The sequence below is a fragment of the Streptomyces sp. NPDC006365 genome, assembly GCF_042870755.1.
Taxonomy (GTDB): domain Bacteria; phylum Actinomycetota; class Actinomycetes; order Streptomycetales; family Streptomycetaceae; genus Streptomyces; species Streptomyces xiangluensis.
Map to the genome: position 1 here is coordinate 25,656 of NZ_JBIAHS010000033.1, position 15,194 is coordinate 40,849.

19 protein-coding genes and 1 pseudogene are annotated in these 15,194 nt (G+C 68.0%); 14 read left to right on the plus strand and 6 right to left on the minus strand.

Features of this window, described 5'->3' with window-relative positions; translation table 11 throughout:
• Nucleotides 1–36 precede the first annotated feature (36 nt).
• Nucleotides 37–360, plus strand: coding sequence for a hypothetical protein (locus tag ACFYO0_RS45045; RefSeq protein WP_388687860.1), 324 nt, complete (start codon nt 37–39; stop codon nt 358–360).
• On the opposite strand, the gene ACFYO0_RS45050 is transcribed toward ACFYO0_RS45045, so the two are convergent.
• The 3 genes from ACFYO0_RS45050 to ACFYO0_RS45060 all read right to left on the minus strand — a co-directional run bounded on the left by ACFYO0_RS45050 (nt 333) and on the right by ACFYO0_RS45060 (nt 2,675).
• On the minus strand, nt 333–1,043 hold the full coding sequence (locus tag ACFYO0_RS45050) for an AAA family ATPase (RefSeq protein WP_388687862.1): 711 nt from the start codon (nt 1,041–1,043) through the stop codon (nt 333–335). The genes ACFYO0_RS45045 and ACFYO0_RS45050 overlap by 28 nt on opposite strands.
• A gap of 249 nt (nt 1,044–1,292) precedes the next feature.
• Entirely contained in the window at nt 1,293–2,261 is a 969-nt protein-coding gene (locus tag ACFYO0_RS45055) for an alpha/beta hydrolase (RefSeq protein ID WP_388687864.1), read from the minus strand.
• Nucleotides 2,262–2,357: 96 nt separating this feature from the next.
• On the minus strand, nt 2,358–2,675 hold the full coding sequence (locus tag ACFYO0_RS45060) for a putative quinol monooxygenase (RefSeq protein ID WP_388687866.1): 318 nt from the start codon (nt 2,673–2,675) through the stop codon (nt 2,358–2,360).
• A 144-nt stretch (nt 2,676–2,819) separates the two neighbouring features.
• Here ACFYO0_RS45060 and ACFYO0_RS45065 point away from each other — a divergent pair, with 144 nt between their 5' ends.
• Nucleotides 2,820–3,725 (plus strand): AraC family transcriptional regulator N-terminal domain-containing protein, encoded by a 906-nt coding sequence (locus ACFYO0_RS45065; protein WP_388687869.1) that lies wholly within the window; start codon nt 2,820–2,822, stop codon nt 3,723–3,725.
• 160 nt (nt 3,726–3,885) lie between these two features.
• A pseudogene (locus ACFYO0_RS45070) lies at nt 3,886–4,023 on the plus strand (short-chain dehydrogenase/reductase); the annotation flags it as partial.
• 49 nt (nt 4,024–4,072) lie between these two features.
• Here ACFYO0_RS45070 and ACFYO0_RS45075 read toward each other — a convergent pair.
• Complete coding sequence (locus ACFYO0_RS45075; protein ID WP_388687871.1) at nt 4,073–4,567, minus strand: helicase associated domain-containing protein; 495 nt, start codon at nt 4,565–4,567, stop codon at nt 4,073–4,075.
• On the opposite strand from ACFYO0_RS45075, the gene ACFYO0_RS45080 reads away from it, so the two are divergent.
• From ACFYO0_RS45080 to ACFYO0_RS45090, 3 genes are all read left to right on the plus strand, one after another.
• Nucleotides 4,568–5,032, plus strand: coding sequence for an SRPBCC family protein (locus tag ACFYO0_RS45080; protein WP_388687874.1), 465 nt, complete (start codon nt 4,568–4,570; stop codon nt 5,030–5,032).
• Nucleotides 5,029–5,367, plus strand: coding sequence for an ArsR/SmtB family transcription factor (locus ACFYO0_RS45085; RefSeq protein WP_388687876.1), 339 nt, complete (start codon nt 5,029–5,031; stop codon nt 5,365–5,367). The genes ACFYO0_RS45080 and ACFYO0_RS45085 overlap by 4 nt, the downstream gene beginning before the upstream one ends.
• Before the next feature lie 249 nt (nt 5,368–5,616).
• Nucleotides 5,617–6,099, plus strand: a complete 483-nt coding sequence (locus ACFYO0_RS45090; RefSeq protein WP_388687878.1) for an SRPBCC domain-containing protein — start codon at nt 5,617–5,619, stop codon at nt 6,097–6,099.
• 228 nt (nt 6,100–6,327) lie between these two features.
• On the opposite strand, the gene ACFYO0_RS45095 is transcribed toward ACFYO0_RS45090, so the two are convergent.
• On the minus strand, nt 6,328–6,969 hold the full coding sequence (locus tag ACFYO0_RS45095) for a maleylpyruvate isomerase family mycothiol-dependent enzyme (RefSeq protein ID WP_388687880.1): 642 nt from the start codon (nt 6,967–6,969) through the stop codon (nt 6,328–6,330).
• 97 nt (nt 6,970–7,066) lie between these two features.
• Here ACFYO0_RS45095 and ACFYO0_RS45100 point away from each other — a divergent pair, with 97 nt between their 5' ends.
• The 3 genes from ACFYO0_RS45100 (at nt 7,067) to ACFYO0_RS45110 (ending at nt 8,861) form a co-directional block, all read left to right on the plus strand.
• Nucleotides 7,067–7,507: a MarR family winged helix-turn-helix transcriptional regulator gene (locus tag ACFYO0_RS45100; RefSeq protein WP_388687883.1), complete on the plus strand. Its 441-nt coding sequence runs from the start codon at nt 7,067–7,069 to the stop codon at nt 7,505–7,507.
• A gap of 38 nt (nt 7,508–7,545) precedes the next feature.
• Nucleotides 7,546–7,857 (plus strand): hypothetical protein, encoded by a 312-nt coding sequence (locus tag ACFYO0_RS45105; protein WP_388687885.1) that lies wholly within the window; start codon nt 7,546–7,548, stop codon nt 7,855–7,857.
• A gap of 65 nt (nt 7,858–7,922) precedes the next feature.
• Nucleotides 7,923–8,861, plus strand: coding sequence for a transposase family protein (locus ACFYO0_RS45110; RefSeq protein WP_388687887.1), 939 nt, complete (start codon nt 7,923–7,925; stop codon nt 8,859–8,861).
• Nucleotides 8,862–9,010: 149 nt separating this feature from the next.
• Here ACFYO0_RS45110 and ACFYO0_RS45115 read toward each other — a convergent pair whose 3' ends face one another.
• Entirely contained in the window at nt 9,011–9,349 is a 339-nt protein-coding gene (locus ACFYO0_RS45115; RefSeq protein WP_388687890.1) for a hypothetical protein, read from the minus strand.
• Between the two features lie 625 nt (nt 9,350–9,974).
• Between ACFYO0_RS45115 and ACFYO0_RS45120 the strand changes: the two genes are divergently transcribed.
• The 5 genes from ACFYO0_RS45120 to ligA all read left to right on the plus strand — a co-directional run bounded on the left by ACFYO0_RS45120 (nt 9,975) and on the right by ligA (nt 15,113).
• On the plus strand, nt 9,975–10,427 hold the full coding sequence (locus ACFYO0_RS45120) for a hypothetical protein (RefSeq protein WP_388687893.1): 453 nt from the start codon (nt 9,975–9,977) through the stop codon (nt 10,425–10,427).
• Between the two features lie 28 nt (nt 10,428–10,455).
• Nucleotides 10,456–10,965: a hypothetical protein gene (locus tag ACFYO0_RS45125; protein ID WP_388687896.1), complete on the plus strand. Its 510-nt coding sequence runs from the start codon at nt 10,456–10,458 to the stop codon at nt 10,963–10,965.
• Nucleotides 10,966–11,034: 69 nt separating this feature from the next.
• Nucleotides 11,035–11,277: a hypothetical protein gene (locus ACFYO0_RS45130; protein WP_388687899.1), complete on the plus strand. Its 243-nt coding sequence runs from the start codon at nt 11,035–11,037 to the stop codon at nt 11,275–11,277.
• A 285-nt stretch (nt 11,278–11,562) separates the two neighbouring features.
• The gene (locus ACFYO0_RS45135; protein ID WP_388687902.1) at nt 11,563–12,504 is read left to right on the plus strand and encodes a hypothetical protein; all 942 of its coding nucleotides are present in this window, start codon (nt 11,563–11,565) and stop codon (nt 12,502–12,504) included.
• 530 nt (nt 12,505–13,034) lie between these two features.
• Complete coding sequence (gene ligA / locus ACFYO0_RS45140) at nt 13,035–15,113, plus strand: NAD-dependent DNA ligase LigA (RefSeq protein WP_388687904.1); 2,079 nt, start codon at nt 13,035–13,037, stop codon at nt 15,111–15,113.
• Nucleotides 15,114–15,194: the final 81 nt, after the last annotated feature.

Below are 15,194 nucleotides of genomic sequence, written 5' to 3' on the forward strand. Positions count from 1 at the left end.
CCTACGATCGTGTGACTGTCACGAGATGAGCCTCCTGTGAAGGAACAGCCGATGATCACCGACCCAACGATCACCCGGATCGGCCACGGGGTGGAATTGCACCACCACCGAGGCCAGCCTGAAGCCGCTCGCGATCTGTTCACGGCGATCTGGGACGTGAACACGGACCATCTGGTGCAGCTCGGCATGGATGTGGGCCAGGTCGCCACTTGCCCGCCATCGCTGGAAAAAGCCGTAGACCGTGCGCCAGGGGATCCCGAAGTCGACGGGAACGGACCGGGTCCCCCCGACTGGTACATCGCCCTGGTGACGACAGTTGAGCAGGACGCCGCCTACGGTTCGACGATGTGCCGCAGATAGACGTGCGGGTCGGCGAGATAGCGGCGCCAGTGATCCACGACGCCGAGCTCCCGCCAGGCGACCCTGCGTATGCCGTGCTCGCCGACCTCGACGATGTCCGCGCCAGGCAGGGCTGTCAGCAACGGGGAGTGCGTGGCACAGATGACCTGACCGCCCTCCTTGGCCAACCGGTCGATGTGCCCGATCAGTTCGAGGCACGAAGAGAAGGAGAGCGCCGCCTCCGGCTCGTCGAGAACATAGAGCCCGGCGTGCAGGAACTTCCCGCGGAACGCCGCGAGAAAGCCCTCGCCGTGGCTGACCGAGTCCGGCGAGAACCCCTCCCTGCTCAGGGCGTCCAGCGCAGTCTCGGCCCGCAGGAAGAAGCCCTTGCGGGCCGACCAGCTGGTGACCATGCGGCGCCCGCGCGAGGCCGCGTCGAACCTCATCCGCTCGCCGAGCGCCGACTTGCCACGCGGGGAGGCGTAGCGCCAGTCGTGGGAGCCGCCGTAGGAGTCCAGACCAAACCCCTCCGCCAGCGCCTCGACCAGGGTCGACTTCCCCGAGCCGTTCTCACCGACCAGAAAGGTCACCGGTGCGGTGAAGCGCAGCCCTTCGTCGAGCAGCTGCCGGACGCAGGGCAGCGACCAGGGCCAGGTGTCCTCGTCGTACGAGGAGAGATGGGCATACGCGCGTTCGATGATCACTTGACCAGTGTCGCCCAGGACCCGGAAGACCTACGTCCTCCGAGGTAGCCGACGCCGGCACCTCGTGCTCGTTGTTGCCGGGGTTCCGGTCGGTCGCGCAGCCGTTCCCGTGCGTGCCGGGGCGGCGCCCTCAACGTCCCCAAGCTGAACTCTGAGCGTTCGAGTCGGCGAAACTCGCCAACTGTGGGGGGGCTGACCGCGTATCCGTGAAAGCTACGGTCTATGCACCGTCGGCTGGAGTCAGCGGCGCTATGTGGCGCAGTTCGAGGGCAGAAGTCGGGCGAGCCAGTCGGTGCGGGTTCGGCGGGCTGTGGTCGAGATGTGTGCCTGCGGATACAGGGCGTCGAAGCCGTGGAAGCCGCCCGCCCAGACGTGGAGTTCGGCCTGGCCGCCCACCGCCCAGATGCGGGTGGCGTAGTCGGTGTCCTCGTCACGGAAGACCTCGGCGGAGCCGGTGTCGATGTAGGTGGTCGGCAGGCCCGAGAGATCCTCGGCCAACGTCGGCGAGACGTATTGGGACACCTCGGTGTCGGTGAGGTCGCCGAGGACCGAGCCCCATCCGAACGCGTTCATCTCACCGGTCCAGACGCCGGGCACGCCGGAGTACTGGCGGCTGGAGGTGGTGGTGTTGCGGTGGTCGAGCATGGGGCAGATCAGCATCTGCGCGGCGATCGCCGGGCTGCCGAGGTCGCGGGCCAGCAGGGTGACGCCGGCGGCGAGGCCGCCTCCCGCGCTGGCGCCCGCGACGACGATCCGGGCGGGGTCGATGCCCAGTTCGGCGGTGTGTTCAGCGACCCAGAGCAATCCCCGGTAGCAGTCGTCGACCAGGACGGTGCCGGTGGCCTCCGGCGCGAGCCGGTAGTCCACGGAGACCACGACCGCGCCGAACCGGTCGAGCCACTCCAGCGGGATGTCGATCTGGGAAAAGCGGTCGCCCATGACCATCCCGCCGCCGTGGATCCAGTAGATGCAGGGTACGGCGGTGGTGCGATCGGTGTTCGCAGGGCTGAGGACCGACAGAGGGATCGGGGCACCGTCCTTGGCGGGCACGGTGATCTCGCGCCGGTCGACCTGTCGGTGTTCGAGGAGGGATTCGATGGGTGTCGAGGGGAGTTGGCGCAGTTGCGCGAGGACTTCCGGGGTGAGCCGGGACATGAGGGGCATGTCGGCCAGGAGCTCACGCAGTTCGGGGTCCAGGGCGGGTCGTGCCGTGGTCATGGTCGTTGCCTTTCGTGGGTGGTGCCGGACGGCCGGGCGAGGAAGATGCCGCCTCGGCGGGCGCGGAGGCGGCAGGCCGGGGGAGTGATCGAGGCTTTAGAAGGCGGCCTTGCCGCGGACCGGGACGTAGTCGGTGTACTCGGGCTCGTTGGCCAGCAGCGGGTCGATCTGCGCCACGATGGCCTGGGCGGCCTCACCGGCGAAGATCCGGTGATGGTCGTCCTCGCTGGTCCAGCCCTCGGTGACGTGGACGACGTCGGAATCGGACGCGGAACGGGAGACCAGGTAGACGACGCAGTGTTCGCTCGCGCCGGGGCTGCCCTCGTTCAGGCCGGTCAGCAGCAGGTCGACCAGCCGGTCGCCCATGCCGGGCCTGGCGGTCAGGGTGGCGCTGAAGCCGTAGTTGGCGATCATGGTTGCCTTCTCGGTCGGTGGTGGAGTGCGGTGATTCCATTCAACCCACTTGACCTGTGGAAACGTTAGAACGATGCTCGCCCGCACTTGCACGATCCTCGCGAGTACGGGAGCCATGGCCCGCAACGGTGCTGCAATGGACGCATGCACCTCGAAGAGCTCCGCACCCTGCTGGCCCGGCACGCCGGGCCCGACTGGACCACCGCCATCGACGGCGTCCTCGTCTCGAAGGTCGACCGTCCGGACCCGCCGGCCCCGTCCATGTCCGGCATGGTGCTGGCGGTCATCGCCCAGGGCGCCAAACGACTCGCTCTCGGTGACCGGGTCTACGAGTACGGCCCCGGGCAGTACCTGGTCGCATCCGTCGACCTGCCCGTCACCGGACAGTTCACCCAGGCCGACCCCGAACAGCCGGCGCTCGGCTTCGGGCTCACGCTGGAACCCTCCGCCGTCGCCGAGTTGCTCCTCCAGGCCGGTCCCGGAGACGCCCCCCGCGCCGGCGGCGGCACGCCCTCGGGGATCGCCGTCAGCGATGCCTCGCCCGCGCTGCTCGACGCGGTGGTCCGGCTGCTGCGGCTGCTTGACGAGCCCCGCGACCGGGCCGTACTGGCCCCGCTGGTCAAGCGTGAGATCCTGTGGCGCCTGATCACCAGCGAGCAGGGTGCGACGGTCCGCCAGCTCGGCCTCGCCGACAGCAGCCTCAGCCATGTCTCCCGGGCCGTGCGCTGGATCCGCGAACACTACGCGCAGCCCTTCCGGGTCGAGGACGTGGCACGGATGTCCGGCATGAGCGCCTCCGCCTTCTACCGCAACTTCCAGGCCGTGACCGCGATGAGTCCCATCCAGTTCCAGAAGCACATCCGGCTCCAGGAAGCCCGACTGCTGCTCGCCACCCACCCGGGCGATGTCACCGGAGTCGGCCAACGCGTCGGCTACGACAACCCCTCCCAGTTCAGCCGGGAGTACCGCCGCCAGTTCGGCGCACCGCCCAGCCGGGACGCCGCCCGCCTGCGCGATGCCGCGCGTGCCCCCACCGGTGTCCTGCCCTGAGCGGGGATGCAACTGACCGGAGGAGGATTACGCAAGGGGGAGCGAGGACAGTTCTTCTATTTCCGCAGGTCAGGGCGATTCAATGGGATTACGAGTTCTTCTGCGGAGCAGGAAAATGCCTGTGCTCCGCGGATCCCATCACATCGCCGAGGGGCACAGCATGCAGACAGTTCTGATCACGGGTACGTCGTCCGGATACGGCCGGGAGACCGCCCTCCACTCCCACGCGCAGGGGTGGAACGTCATCGCCACGATGCGCACCCCCTGTGCGGGCGTCCTGCCCGAGTCGGACCAGCTCCGCGTCGTCGAACTCGACGTGACCAAGCCCGCAAGCATCGCCGCAGCGCTCAAGGCGGCGGGACGCGCTCGGCGCATTCCGTCACCTCGGGAGCCGCATTTCGTCGGTTCCCCGGATCAGGCCGGAGGCACGCTCCATCGGATTCCCAGAGCGTCCAGATCATGCCGATCCGGTCCAGCGCGGTGATCCGGTCGGCGGGCATCCAGCCCTTGCGGCGGTGCTGGCGGGCGTTGAGGATCCACTGGCCCAGGCGGTGTCCGCTGTCGGTGACATGGCCGGAGGTCACGTCGAGATGACCGTGGTGCTCGCGGTAAGCGGCGGCGTGCCCGTATCCCTCCGGTTCGTCAGGGCCACCAGGGCCCTGACCAGCGCGGTCGCCCAGCACACCGCTCAATGCTGCAACGGGTATCGCACCGGGGCGCCTTGCCAATTTCGGAACCGGGGAGCCGCCCGAAACCGTTTGTGCAACCAAACGTTGCGTTAATGAACTGCGCCGGATACGCTGACGCGCAACCGTCAGTTGCGTTGAGGCCAGGAGGGTCACATGGAGTACGGAAGCATCGAGCGGGAGCTCCGCATTAACGCCACCCCCGAGGTGGTCTACGAGGTGATCAGCTCTCCAGAGCACCTGCGCGAGTGGTGGCCCGACGACGCCGAGCTCGACCCGGTCCCCGGCGCCACCGGCGCAGTCACCTTCGGCGACCCGGCCTCGCCGGACGCGAAGATTGAGCCACTCACTGTCCTGGAGGCTGACCCGCCCCGCCGATTCGCGTTCCGCTGGGTGTACGACGAGGGCGAGTCGGCGGCGCCAGGCAACTCCCTCCTCGTCACCTTCGACCTCGTTCCGTCCGGTGACGGCACACTGCTGCGCTTTGCGGAGACCGGCTTCCGTGAGCGCGGGTGGGAGACCGCCGTGCTGGAGGAGGCATACCTCGACCACGTCCGCGGCTGGGACCTCTTCCTCCCGCGCCTCGTCACATATGCCAACAGGCTGGTCACGCGGCCGTGAGTACTGCGATCGATGACGATCTCTGGTCCGCGGTCGGCGACCCGACCCGGCGACGGATCCTCGACCTGCTCCTCGCCGACGGAGGCGGTACGGCGACCACGCTCAGCGAGCGGCTGCCCGTCACCCGGCAGGCGGTCGCCAAGCACCTGGGTGTGCTGGACCGCGTCGGCCTGGTGCACGTGACGCCGGCGGGGCGCGCGCGTCGCTACGAGGTGGACGAGGCCCAGCTCGCCCGTGCGGTCGCCCAGCTGTCCGCGGTCGGCGCGACCTGGGACGCCCGGCTGCAGCGGATCAAGCGGATCGCCGAGCGGATCCAGAGCAGCAAGCCGGGCTGACCGCACCCGTACATCCGCAACTCGCCGCCACGTCCGTGGCGGCGCCGGACGACCGCGCCTTGAGCGGGCGCGCACACCCGGAAACCGAGGAAGAGGAAACGAGCTGGTGGACGTCCCGCACCGGTTGCGCCCCGGCTGGTCGAGACCGGCAAGGGACGGCCCGTGCCGAGCGATGTCCGGGTCAGCACCTGGCACTGGATCCCGCAACCGCTCATCACTGGACACGAAGAGACAAGGATCTGATCACTCATGACGGGCAGCCACGAAATGGGCACAGCAAGCACGGCGCGCACCGAGCGCGGCTACTCGACGTCGTACCCGGTCGAGCAGTCACCGGAGGAGGTCTTCGCCGCCATCCTGGACGTCCGCGCCTGGTGGACGGGTCAGATCGAGGGGCGTGCCGACGAGCTGGGTGCCGAGTTCACCTACCGGCATCCACCCCAGCACTACAGCCTCCAGCGCGTGGTCGAGCTCGAGCCGGGCCGCCGCGTGGTCTGGCGGGTCACCGACAGCCACCTGACCTTCATCTCGGAGCCGGGCGAGTGGACCGGAAGCGAGATCGTGTTCGACATCGTGCCCGCGGCCGGCGGCACCGAGCTGCAGTTCACCCACGTCGGCCTGGTGCCAGACGTCGAGTGCTTCGGCGCTTGCTCCACTGCCTGGCTGCACTACGTCAACGGCAGCCTGCGCAGCCTGATCACCACGGGAGAGGGCCTGCCCGATCCGTGGTGACCGGCGGCCGGGCGTGCGGCGCCACCGAAGGGCGTGTCTCATTGAGCGTGTTTCACCCTGAAGTTGCTGGTCGGAGGGCTGGTGTGAGTGGGGTGGTCGGTGCTCGCGCAGGTCGTGGATGGTTGCCGAGCGTGATGATCGTCTGACAACCGGGGTTGACATCTGCCTCACCCTCGTGACGGCGAGCGCCGACGATCACTCACCTTGGCCCTGCTCCGCCGCACACTCTCACCGGTCGGCCGGAGTACGAGTGCGAAGGGCGGTGGCTCCCGGCCCGGCGAGCTGGGACAGGGCGGCGTGGCGGCCGGAGGCCAGAAGCAGGAGGGTCGCAATCGGGCCGCTGATCACGGCGCCGCTTCCGGCCGACCATGAGACGTCGGTGGCCACGAGACGGTAGCCGCGCAGCCGCCTGCGGGCATGGAACGGAAAGCCCATCCGCCAGGTGTGCTCGGCCGAGCAGCGGGCGGCCTCAAGCGGCATGGGACGGTCGAGGCCGAGCGGGATGGCGATGTCCTGGCCGTGAACGAGGACGTCCATCATGGCATCGGCGAGCTTCTGTCCCGGCGCGAGATGCCGGGATCCGGATACCGCCCGCAGTTCGGTCACGAGCTCGCCCGGGGCGCGCGCCGCTTCCCGCCGGGCGGTGTTGTCGACGAGGCGGTTGAAATTGCCGCGCGCGCGGACGGTCTCGATCAGTATCGGCATCAGCCGGGCTCGCGGGCCAATACTCAGATGGGCCGCCACTTCGCGCACGGTCCACCCCTCGCAGAGCGAGGGGCAGGTCCATTGCTCCTCGGTCAGCGAGGCGAGCAAATCGGCCAGACCGGCTCGTTCGTCATCGATGACCTGCCACATCGCCGCCTTCTCCATGCCCGCCCCCCAGCGTTTTTGGTACAATGACCTGACCACTTAAGTCAGCCTCTCTGACTAAATTAGTCAGAAGCTCTGACCATCGTCAAGGAGTAGCGTGGCCGAAGACCTCAACATCGGGCTCCTGCTCTTCATCCCGTACCGGGCCTTGGAAAACCGGGTCTTCGCCGAACTGGCCGCAGCGGGCCACGACGACATCACAACTGCACAAGCGAAGCTCCTGCAGCGCGTCAACGACAACGGCTCCCGACTAAGCGAGCTGGCGGAAGCCGCCCAGGTCACCAAACAGACCGCCGGCTACCTCGTCGACCAGCTCGAAAGTGCCGGATACGTGGAACGCACCCCCGATCCCACCGACGCCCGTGCCCGCCTGGTGCGCCTGACGGAACGCGCACGCGCCCTGCGCCCCATCGGCGACGGGGCCATCGCCAAGATCGAGGCCGAGTGGACCGCCCACCTCGGCAAGCGTCGCATAGACCAGCTCCGCGACACCCTCACCCGGCTCCGTGAGATCACCGACCCCTACATGGAGCACTGAGCGTGTTTCACCCTGAATTGGTCGCGGGGCTGGTGTGAGTGGGGTGGGCCGAAGCGGAGGCGGACGAGGCGTCCGCCCCGGCTGCCGGGCAGGTCGCGGGCCGAGCGGTGCTGCTGGTGCCGCACCGGGAGAAGGGCATGGACGAGAAGGCCCTGCCCGAGGAGTACCGGAAGGTCCTCGACGTCGTCCGCTCGGCCGACGAGCCGGTCATGGCTCAGTACGTGTGCCGACTGCTCGAGAGCAGTACCGAGCCGCGGATCCGTGAGGCGATGCGGAGCAGGCTGAACCGGCTGACCGAGCGGAGCTGGCTGCACAAGACCCCAACCGGGCGGTTCATCACCGTGCTGTGAGCACGGGATGCGAAACCTGGTGTTCCTGCCGTAACTGACGTGCCCCTGGTGGTAGTTGGGGTTGTATGCGAAAGAATCTGAACTCCGCCGAGGGCACCGAGGCCCCTGTCTACCAAGTCCGCTTTCCGCTGTCCACGGCCACCATCTCCACCGTCACCCGGCTGATCCGCGCCCACCTCAAGAAGATCAAGTCGCGGTGGCGGAAGCCGCCCGCCGGCCGGATCGCGGTCATCGTCCTGGCCGTCCTCCGACACGACCAGCGGCTTTGCGACATGGCCGGCGGCAACAACATCTCCGCCAGCACCGTCCGCCGCTGGGTGCTGGAGGTGACCGGTCTGCTGGCCGCCCGCGCAGAACGCCTCGACCGGGCCCTGAAGAGAATCATCCGAAAGGGTGGTCACGTCGTCCTGCTCGACGGCACCCTGGTGCGCACCCGCCGCCGCACCGGAAGCGACAACCGCCGCAACTACAGCGGGAAACACAAGTCCCACGGTCTGCTGTTCCTTGGCATCACCGACACCCGCGGCCGGCTGATCTGGATCTCCGCCGCCCGCCCGGGGCGGTCCTCCGAGATCACCACCGCTCGCCATAACGGCATCACCCGGCATCTCCGCGAGGCCGGACTCGGTGCCATCGCCGACCTCGGCTTCACCGGCCTGGACGACGACCCCGACAACCCAGTGATCATCACCGGCTTCAAGGCCGCCCGCATCAAGCCTCTCACCACGGCGAAGAAGCAGGTCAACGTTGATCGCCGCCGAGCGCGCCGCCTGCGAGCACGCGTTCGCCCACCTGAAGAACTGGCGCATCCTGGCCAAGCTCCGCCTGGATGCCCGGCACGCCACCACCCTCCTGCGGGCCCTCCTCGCCCTCACGAACCTCGAGATCGCCCGCTGACAAATGATCTACAACCCGGACAACCGGCCACGACCAGCTCGAGCACCAGGGAAAGCCATCACACCAACCCTGCGACCAGCAACTTCAAGATGAACAACCCTCATTGAGCGGGCGTAGGCGGACCCTCACGACAGGCGCAGCAGAACCCAAGAACCCGCCCCGGCCGCCCATGCAGACGATCTTCACCGTGGACACCCGCCGCCGACCAGCGCGAGCACGGCACGATGCGCGCACATCAGAGCCATGAACTGGAACTTCACGATGCACACCGCACATAGTTCTGCTTCTGGCTGACCAGCACCAGCTTCTGGCCGGGCTGCCCCATGAGCCAATCAGCGCCGCGGATGCCCGCCTGCTCGATCGACCAGCCCGGTTCCTCGGGGGACCAAGGGACGTAGTACAAAGGCGCGCTGCTGGTGTTCACGATCCCGCTCCCGTCCTGTCCGGTTACGAGCTTGGCACGGGTCACCTGGCCTGACGGGATGCGAGGGCTGCTGACCGACTGCCGCGTCGGTAGCGGCTGCCGCCACGCGGTACGGCGCTGTTCCTCAGCGGTCGTGGTCCCGAAGTCCCGTTCGCCCATGATTGCAGTCACGGGCGTTCTTGCCGTGACGGCCGCCTGAAGACGTACCCGCTCCCGCTTCTCCTGCTCCCTGGTCGTCAGTCCGCCCCCATGCGCGTACTCCGTGGCGACGTCGCCCCGCAACGATCAAGAACCGTCACGGGCTCATGGATCCCACGAGTTCAACCTGAGTAACGCACCCCAATGGCCCCAATAGCGGCCCTCTGTTGAGCGCGTCACCATCACCGCCATTAACGTTGCCGCTAGACGGAAAGTCCCTCATGAATGGATTCGGAGGAAGTTCGTCCGACCAGAGTGAATATGACGAAACTCTCGCGGTTACGCCACAGGACTCTTTTGCTTGTTTCCTGCGGTGCCCAACTCCGCTACGGACACCTTTCCTTCTCTCGGCACCTTCTGTGAACCGAACCAACGCGTCGACGGCGATATCGATGTCCGGCACGACCTTAAATCTGGCCATTCCCATAAAAAGGAGGCGACTGTGACATTAGCTCGTCGGCCCTTTTCATTCCTCGCCGTTGCGGTTCTCGGCGGCTCCGCGGGGCTCGCTCTCATCGGAACCGCGTCAACTGGAGAGGCCCCGCAGAAGACGGCTGCGACTTCGGCAACCCCCCGTCCAGACCGTTCCTCACCGCGCATGATCCGCGTGGAGGCCCGGCTACAAGTCGGCGAAGAGCTGGATCTGGGTGCGCCCGGCCGCAGCGTCGGCGACCAGGTCATCTTCAGCGGAAATCTGTTTTCGGCCGAGAGGCCAGAAGATCGCGTCGGCCGCATAGGCGGGTTCTGCGTCATCAACGACCTCGAGCGCAACTCAGGACAGTGCTCGGCAACTGCGGTGCTGCCGGAAGGGCAGATCGCCATCCAGGGCGAGCAAGTCGGAATTCCGGTACCCAGTCCGGTCGTCAACGCGATCACCGGAGGCACCGGTGGATTCCGTAAGGCGCGCGGCCAGATGACGCAGAAGGTGCTGACGTCGGCGACTCGGGAACTCGTCTTTGAAGTGTTCGACGTGCAGTCCAGTCGAACCCGGGGCAGTCTCCGTTCGTCCGAGGATCCAATCCCCATGCCTCCCGTCCGCCCTGGCAAGTAGGGAATAAATCACTACACATGGAGACGTCATGACCAAGAGCTCCCGCATGCTCATAAGCTGGGGCATCGCCCTGGCCACCGCCACGGCCGCTACCGTCACGATCGGCGCAACCACCGGTGGCCCGCCGAACCCGCTCGCGGAGGACCCGCAGACCCGCCCGACGGCCAGTGAGCTGAAGGATCCACAGCCTGATCCGCGGGCGAAGGAGCGCCGACGGATCGCCACCTCGATCCTGGGCCGGGACTTCAAGTTCACGCTCACCGCTCTGAGGTCGCAGGCCGATCCGCTCGCGGCATCCGTGCGCCTCCAAGTCTTCACCTTCCAGGACGGCGCATGGAAGGAATCGGACCGAGCTCTGGTCGGTGACGTGGACGGCTGGTTCTGGTTCACACTGACCGGCCGCCATGCGGTGTGCGAGTTCTCCACCGCCAGCCTCGAGCCCGCACCGGTTGCCGTCAGCCTGCTGATCACACCGTCGATCGGCTGCTCGCCGACCGAGAACTTCCAGATCCAAGACGGACAGATCAACCCCACCTAATACTCCGGTGCTGGCGAGGACGCGCTGGTATTCCGGCGGCAGCGCCGCTTCCTCCACGCCCGGCGCGCGGTGCGGGACCATCAGCACCGCTCGGCCGCCCACCTGCCCAGCCGCTGGTGCGGCTACCGTGCGCTCGACGGCGATCTGCTCACTCATGCGCTCAAGGACCCGCTCGGCGACAGCGAGTTCGTCTCGCTCGGCCCGTACCTTGGCCAACTGCTTGGCCAGCCGTTCTTCGAGCACGTCCACTGCCGCTCGCCGCGCGGCGATCCGTTCCAGCACCCCGGGGTCCGCCATGGGACCGGATCGTAGAAGGCGTACCGGTCACGGCGAGCAGGAACCGGCGAAACCGTCCTGCCAGACGATCCACTGCGCAGACTGCCGCCCACGACCAGCACGAGGACCCCAGACGAATGTCACGCCAGACCCCTGACCAGCGAATTCAAGATGGCGAACGTTCCTTGAAGTCAGCCGCTGAGACAACGCCGCATGCAATGCGCGACGTTCGCCCGGAGCGTTCCCCCTCTGGCCAAGGACCGCGGGCACGGCATTGACTTGCCAGAACACGGCACCGGTCAAGCGAAAAGGGGCAAGGGCGTGCGCGCACGGGGCATCAACTACGACACCGGATTCCTGCCTGGGGAAGAACTCTCCCGCAAGGGTTTCGCCCCTGAGACAGTCCGCCACGACATGGCGGTGATCTCCAGGGAGCTCCACTGCGAGGCCGTTCGTATCTCCGGGCGAGAGCCCGAACGGCTGAGCATCGCTGCCCGGCATGCCGCTGACACGGGCCTTGAAGTCTGGTTCGCCCCCTTTCCCGTGGACCTCCCTCACGGCCAGTTACTCCCGTTCTTCGCCGACTGCGCCCAACGCGCCGAAGCTGTGCGGGAGGCCGGCGCCGACGTGGTGTTCGTCGCCGGCTGCGAGATCAGCGCGTTCTGCGGGGGCTTCATCCCGGGCGACACCTACGGCGAACGCCTGCAGGCCATGGCCGGCGCCGACATGGAGTGGTGGTCCTCCCTCGGACCGGTGCAAGAACGCCTCAATGACTTCCTCTCCGAAGCCGCCGCGACCGCCCGCACGCACTTCGGCGGGCGGGTCACCTACGCCTCGGCGCCCTGGGAGTTCGTCGACTGGCATCCGTTCGACTTCGTCGGCATCGATGCCTACCGGGCTGCCTACAACGCCGACAGCTTCCGGGACGAACTGCGCGGCCACCTCGCCCACGGAAAGCCCGTCGCGGTAACCGAGTACGGAACCTGCGCCTACCAGGGCGCGGGCGAACGTGGCGGCATGGCCTGGCAAGTGCCGCACGGCGCGGTGCCGGACGAGGACGAACAGGCACGCTACTTCACCGAGCTGCTGGACATCTTCGAAGAGGAAGGCGTGGACACCGCGCTCTGGTTCACCTTCGCCGGCTACAGCAGGCCCAGGCAGCACGACCTCGGCTCGTACGGCGTCGTCCGGGTGCTCGACGAGGCCCGCTGGGAACCGAAGAAGATATTCCAAGCGATGGCCGCCAGGCACCAACACGGCTGAAGCGTCACGGCCTCCGTTCAGAAAGGTCTATCGGCGTCAGCCGTAACTGGACACCGAGCGTCACAGAAGGATGGTTCTGGCGCAGCCCGGCGGACGATCTTCTCAGCAGACTGCCGCCCGCGACCAGCACGAGCATCCCGAAAGATCGTCACACCAGCCCTTTGACCTGCGACTTCAAGTTGGTGGAGGCTCAATTGGCCGGAACAGGCGCATGGCCGTCCAGCGCGCCCCCCGACCTGCTGGAGTACGCACTGTTCGACGGAGCCTGGACCACGGTCGGCCGACGCTCGGCTTGCGTACCGCCATCGAATTCACGAGGCGTCACGTGGCGGGGTCCCTGGGCACAGCTGACCTCACGCGATGCGCCTCGCTGCGCAGTGCTTCGAAGCGGGCACGTGGCCCCGCCCTGGAGCCGACCTTCACGTATGCAGCCAACTACGTGGGTCGTCGTACACCAACGGACCGCACATAGGCCGTACGCCACCGGCGTCTTGAGCCCGTTGTCAGTGGTGGCAGGCAGGATGACGGTTATGACGACTCCTGTTGCACAGATCGTGGATGCCGCCGCCTACGCGCAGGCGGTCGAGGACGCGGTGAAGGCCGCGGCCGCCTACTACGCTGGTGGCACCTCGCCGCTGGACGACGACACCTACGACCGGCTGGTGCGGAGTATCGCCGCGTGGGAGGCCGATCATCCCGACCAGGTGCTCCCGGACTCGCCGACCGGGAAGGTCGCCGGCGGTGCGGTCGAAGGCGATGTGCCGCACACCGTGGCGATGCTGAGCCTCGACAACGTGTTCTCCGCGGAGGAGTTCACCGCGTGGACGGTGTCTTTGGCCCGGCGCGTCGGCCACGAGGTGGCGCAGTGGAGTGTGGAGCCGAAGCTGGACGGTCTCGCGATCGCCGCCCGCTACACCCGCGGCCGCCTCACGCGGCTCATCACCCGCGGGGACGGAACGGCGGGGGAGGACGTCTCGCACGCGATAGGCACCATCGAGGGCCTGCCCGCGACGCTGTCCGACCCGGTCAGCGTGGAGGTGCGCGGCGAAGTCCTCATGACGACCGCCCAGTTCGAGCACGCCAACGAGGTACGCACCGGGCACGGCGGGCAGCCCTTCGCCACCCCCCGCGGCGCGGCCGCGGGCACGCTGCGCGCCAAAGAGCGCGCCTACACGGTGCCCATGACGTTCTTCGGCTACGGCCTGCTGCCCCTGCCCGACACCGACGCCACCCTCACCGAGCGGCTGGGCGAACTCGCCCACAGCGAACTGATGGCTCTGGCCGCCGAGTTGGGGGTGAACACCACCGCCTCGACCGGGGTTCCCGGCGTGGTCGCCCAGACCGGTGAGCAGGTTTTGGGACGCGTGAAGGAAATCGCCGCGCTGAGGGCGGAGCTGCCGTTCGGGATCGACGGCATCGTCATCAAGGCCGACCTGGCAGCCGACCAACAGGCCGCCGGGTCCGGCACGCGGGCGCCCCGGTGGGCGATCGCCTACAAGCTCCCGGCCGTGGAAAAGATCACTCGGCTGCTTCAGGTGGAGTGGAACGTGGGCCGCACCGGCATCATCGCCCCGCGCGGCGTACTGGAGCCGGTTGAGATCGAGGGGTCCACCATCACCTACGCCACCCTGCACAACGCCGCCGACATCACCCGCCGCGACCTGCGGCTGGGGGATCACGTCATGGTCCACCGGGCCGGCGACGTCATTCCCCGCATCGAAGCCCCCGTCGCCCACCTACGGACCGGCGAGGAGCAGCCCATCGTCTTTCCCGAGGTGTGCCCGCGCTGCGGCTTTGACATCGACACCAGCCAGGAGCGCTGGCGCTGCGAACAGGGCCGCAACTGCCACCTGGTCGCCTCCCTCTCCTACGCCGCGGGCCGCGACCAGCTCGACATCGAAGGCCTCGGCGCCACCCGCGTCGTCCAGCTCGTCGAAGCGGGCCTGGCCGCCGACCTCGCCGACCTGTTCACCCTCACCCGCGAACAACTGCTCGACCTGGAGAGGATGGGCCAGACCAGCACCGACAACCTGCTCACCGCGATCAGCACCGCCAAGACACAGCCACTGTCCCGCGTGCTGTGCGCACTCGGCGTACGCGGCACCGGACGGTCCATGTCCAGGCGCATCGCCCGGTACTTCGCCACCATGGACAACATCCGCGCCGCCGACGCCACGGCCATGCAGCAGGTCGAGGGCATCGGCACCGAAAAGGCTCCCTCCATCGTCGCCGAACTGGCCGAACTCGCCCCGCTCATCGACAAACTCGTCGCCGCCGGGGTGAACATGACGGAGCCCGGCGCCACAGCACCCAGCCCCGCCAGCACCGACGGGGGGAGCGAGGCGGAGGCTGCAGGCGGGCCGCTTGCGGGCATGACCGTGGTGGTCACCGGCGCGATGACCGGGCCGCTGGAGAAACTCAGCCGCAACCAGATGAACGAGCTGATCGAACGGGCCGGAGGGCGCTCCTCCTCCAGCGTGTCGAAGAAGACCACCCTGGTGGTCGCGGGAGAGAACGCGGGATCCAAGCGGGCCAAGGCCGAAGACCTCGGCATCCGCCTGGCCACGCCGGACGAGTTCGCCACCCTGGTCGCCGACCATCTCGCCTGACCCCGTCACAGGGAGAGGACCACCGCCAGCGCCGTCGCGGGGGCTGCGGCGGGGGTGCTGCCGCTGCACTGGCCCTCAGCA

Coding starts and splice junctions, on each gene's coding strand:
- ACFYO0_RS45095 (WP_388687880.1), bottom strand. CDS start 6,969: ATGGAGAAGGCGGCGATGTGGCAGGTCATCGATGACGAACGAGCCGGT.
- ligA (WP_388687904.1), top strand. CDS start 13,035: ATGACGACTCCTGTTGCACAGATCGTGGATGCCGCCGCCTACGCGCAG.
- ACFYO0_RS45090 (WP_388687878.1), top strand. CDS start 5,617: ATGACGGGCAGCCACGAAATGGGCACAGCAAGCACGGCGCGCACCGAG.
- ACFYO0_RS45120 (WP_388687893.1), top strand. CDS start 9,975: ATGATCCGCGTGGAGGCCCGGCTACAAGTCGGCGAAGAGCTGGATCTG.
- ACFYO0_RS45055 (WP_388687864.1), bottom strand. CDS start 2,261: ATGACCACGGCACGACCCGCCCTGGACCCCGAACTGCGTGAGCTCCTG.
- ACFYO0_RS45110 (WP_388687887.1), top strand. CDS start 7,923: ATGCGAAAGAATCTGAACTCCGCCGAGGGCACCGAGGCCCCTGTCTAC.
- ACFYO0_RS45080 (WP_388687874.1), top strand. CDS start 4,568: ATGGAGTACGGAAGCATCGAGCGGGAGCTCCGCATTAACGCCACCCCC.
- ACFYO0_RS45065 (WP_388687869.1), top strand. CDS start 2,820: ATGCACCTCGAAGAGCTCCGCACCCTGCTGGCCCGGCACGCCGGGCCC.
- ACFYO0_RS45060 (WP_388687866.1), bottom strand. CDS start 2,675: ATGATCGCCAACTACGGCTTCAGCGCCACCCTGACCGCCAGGCCCGGC.
- ACFYO0_RS45125 (WP_388687896.1), top strand. CDS start 10,456: ATGACCAAGAGCTCCCGCATGCTCATAAGCTGGGGCATCGCCCTGGCC.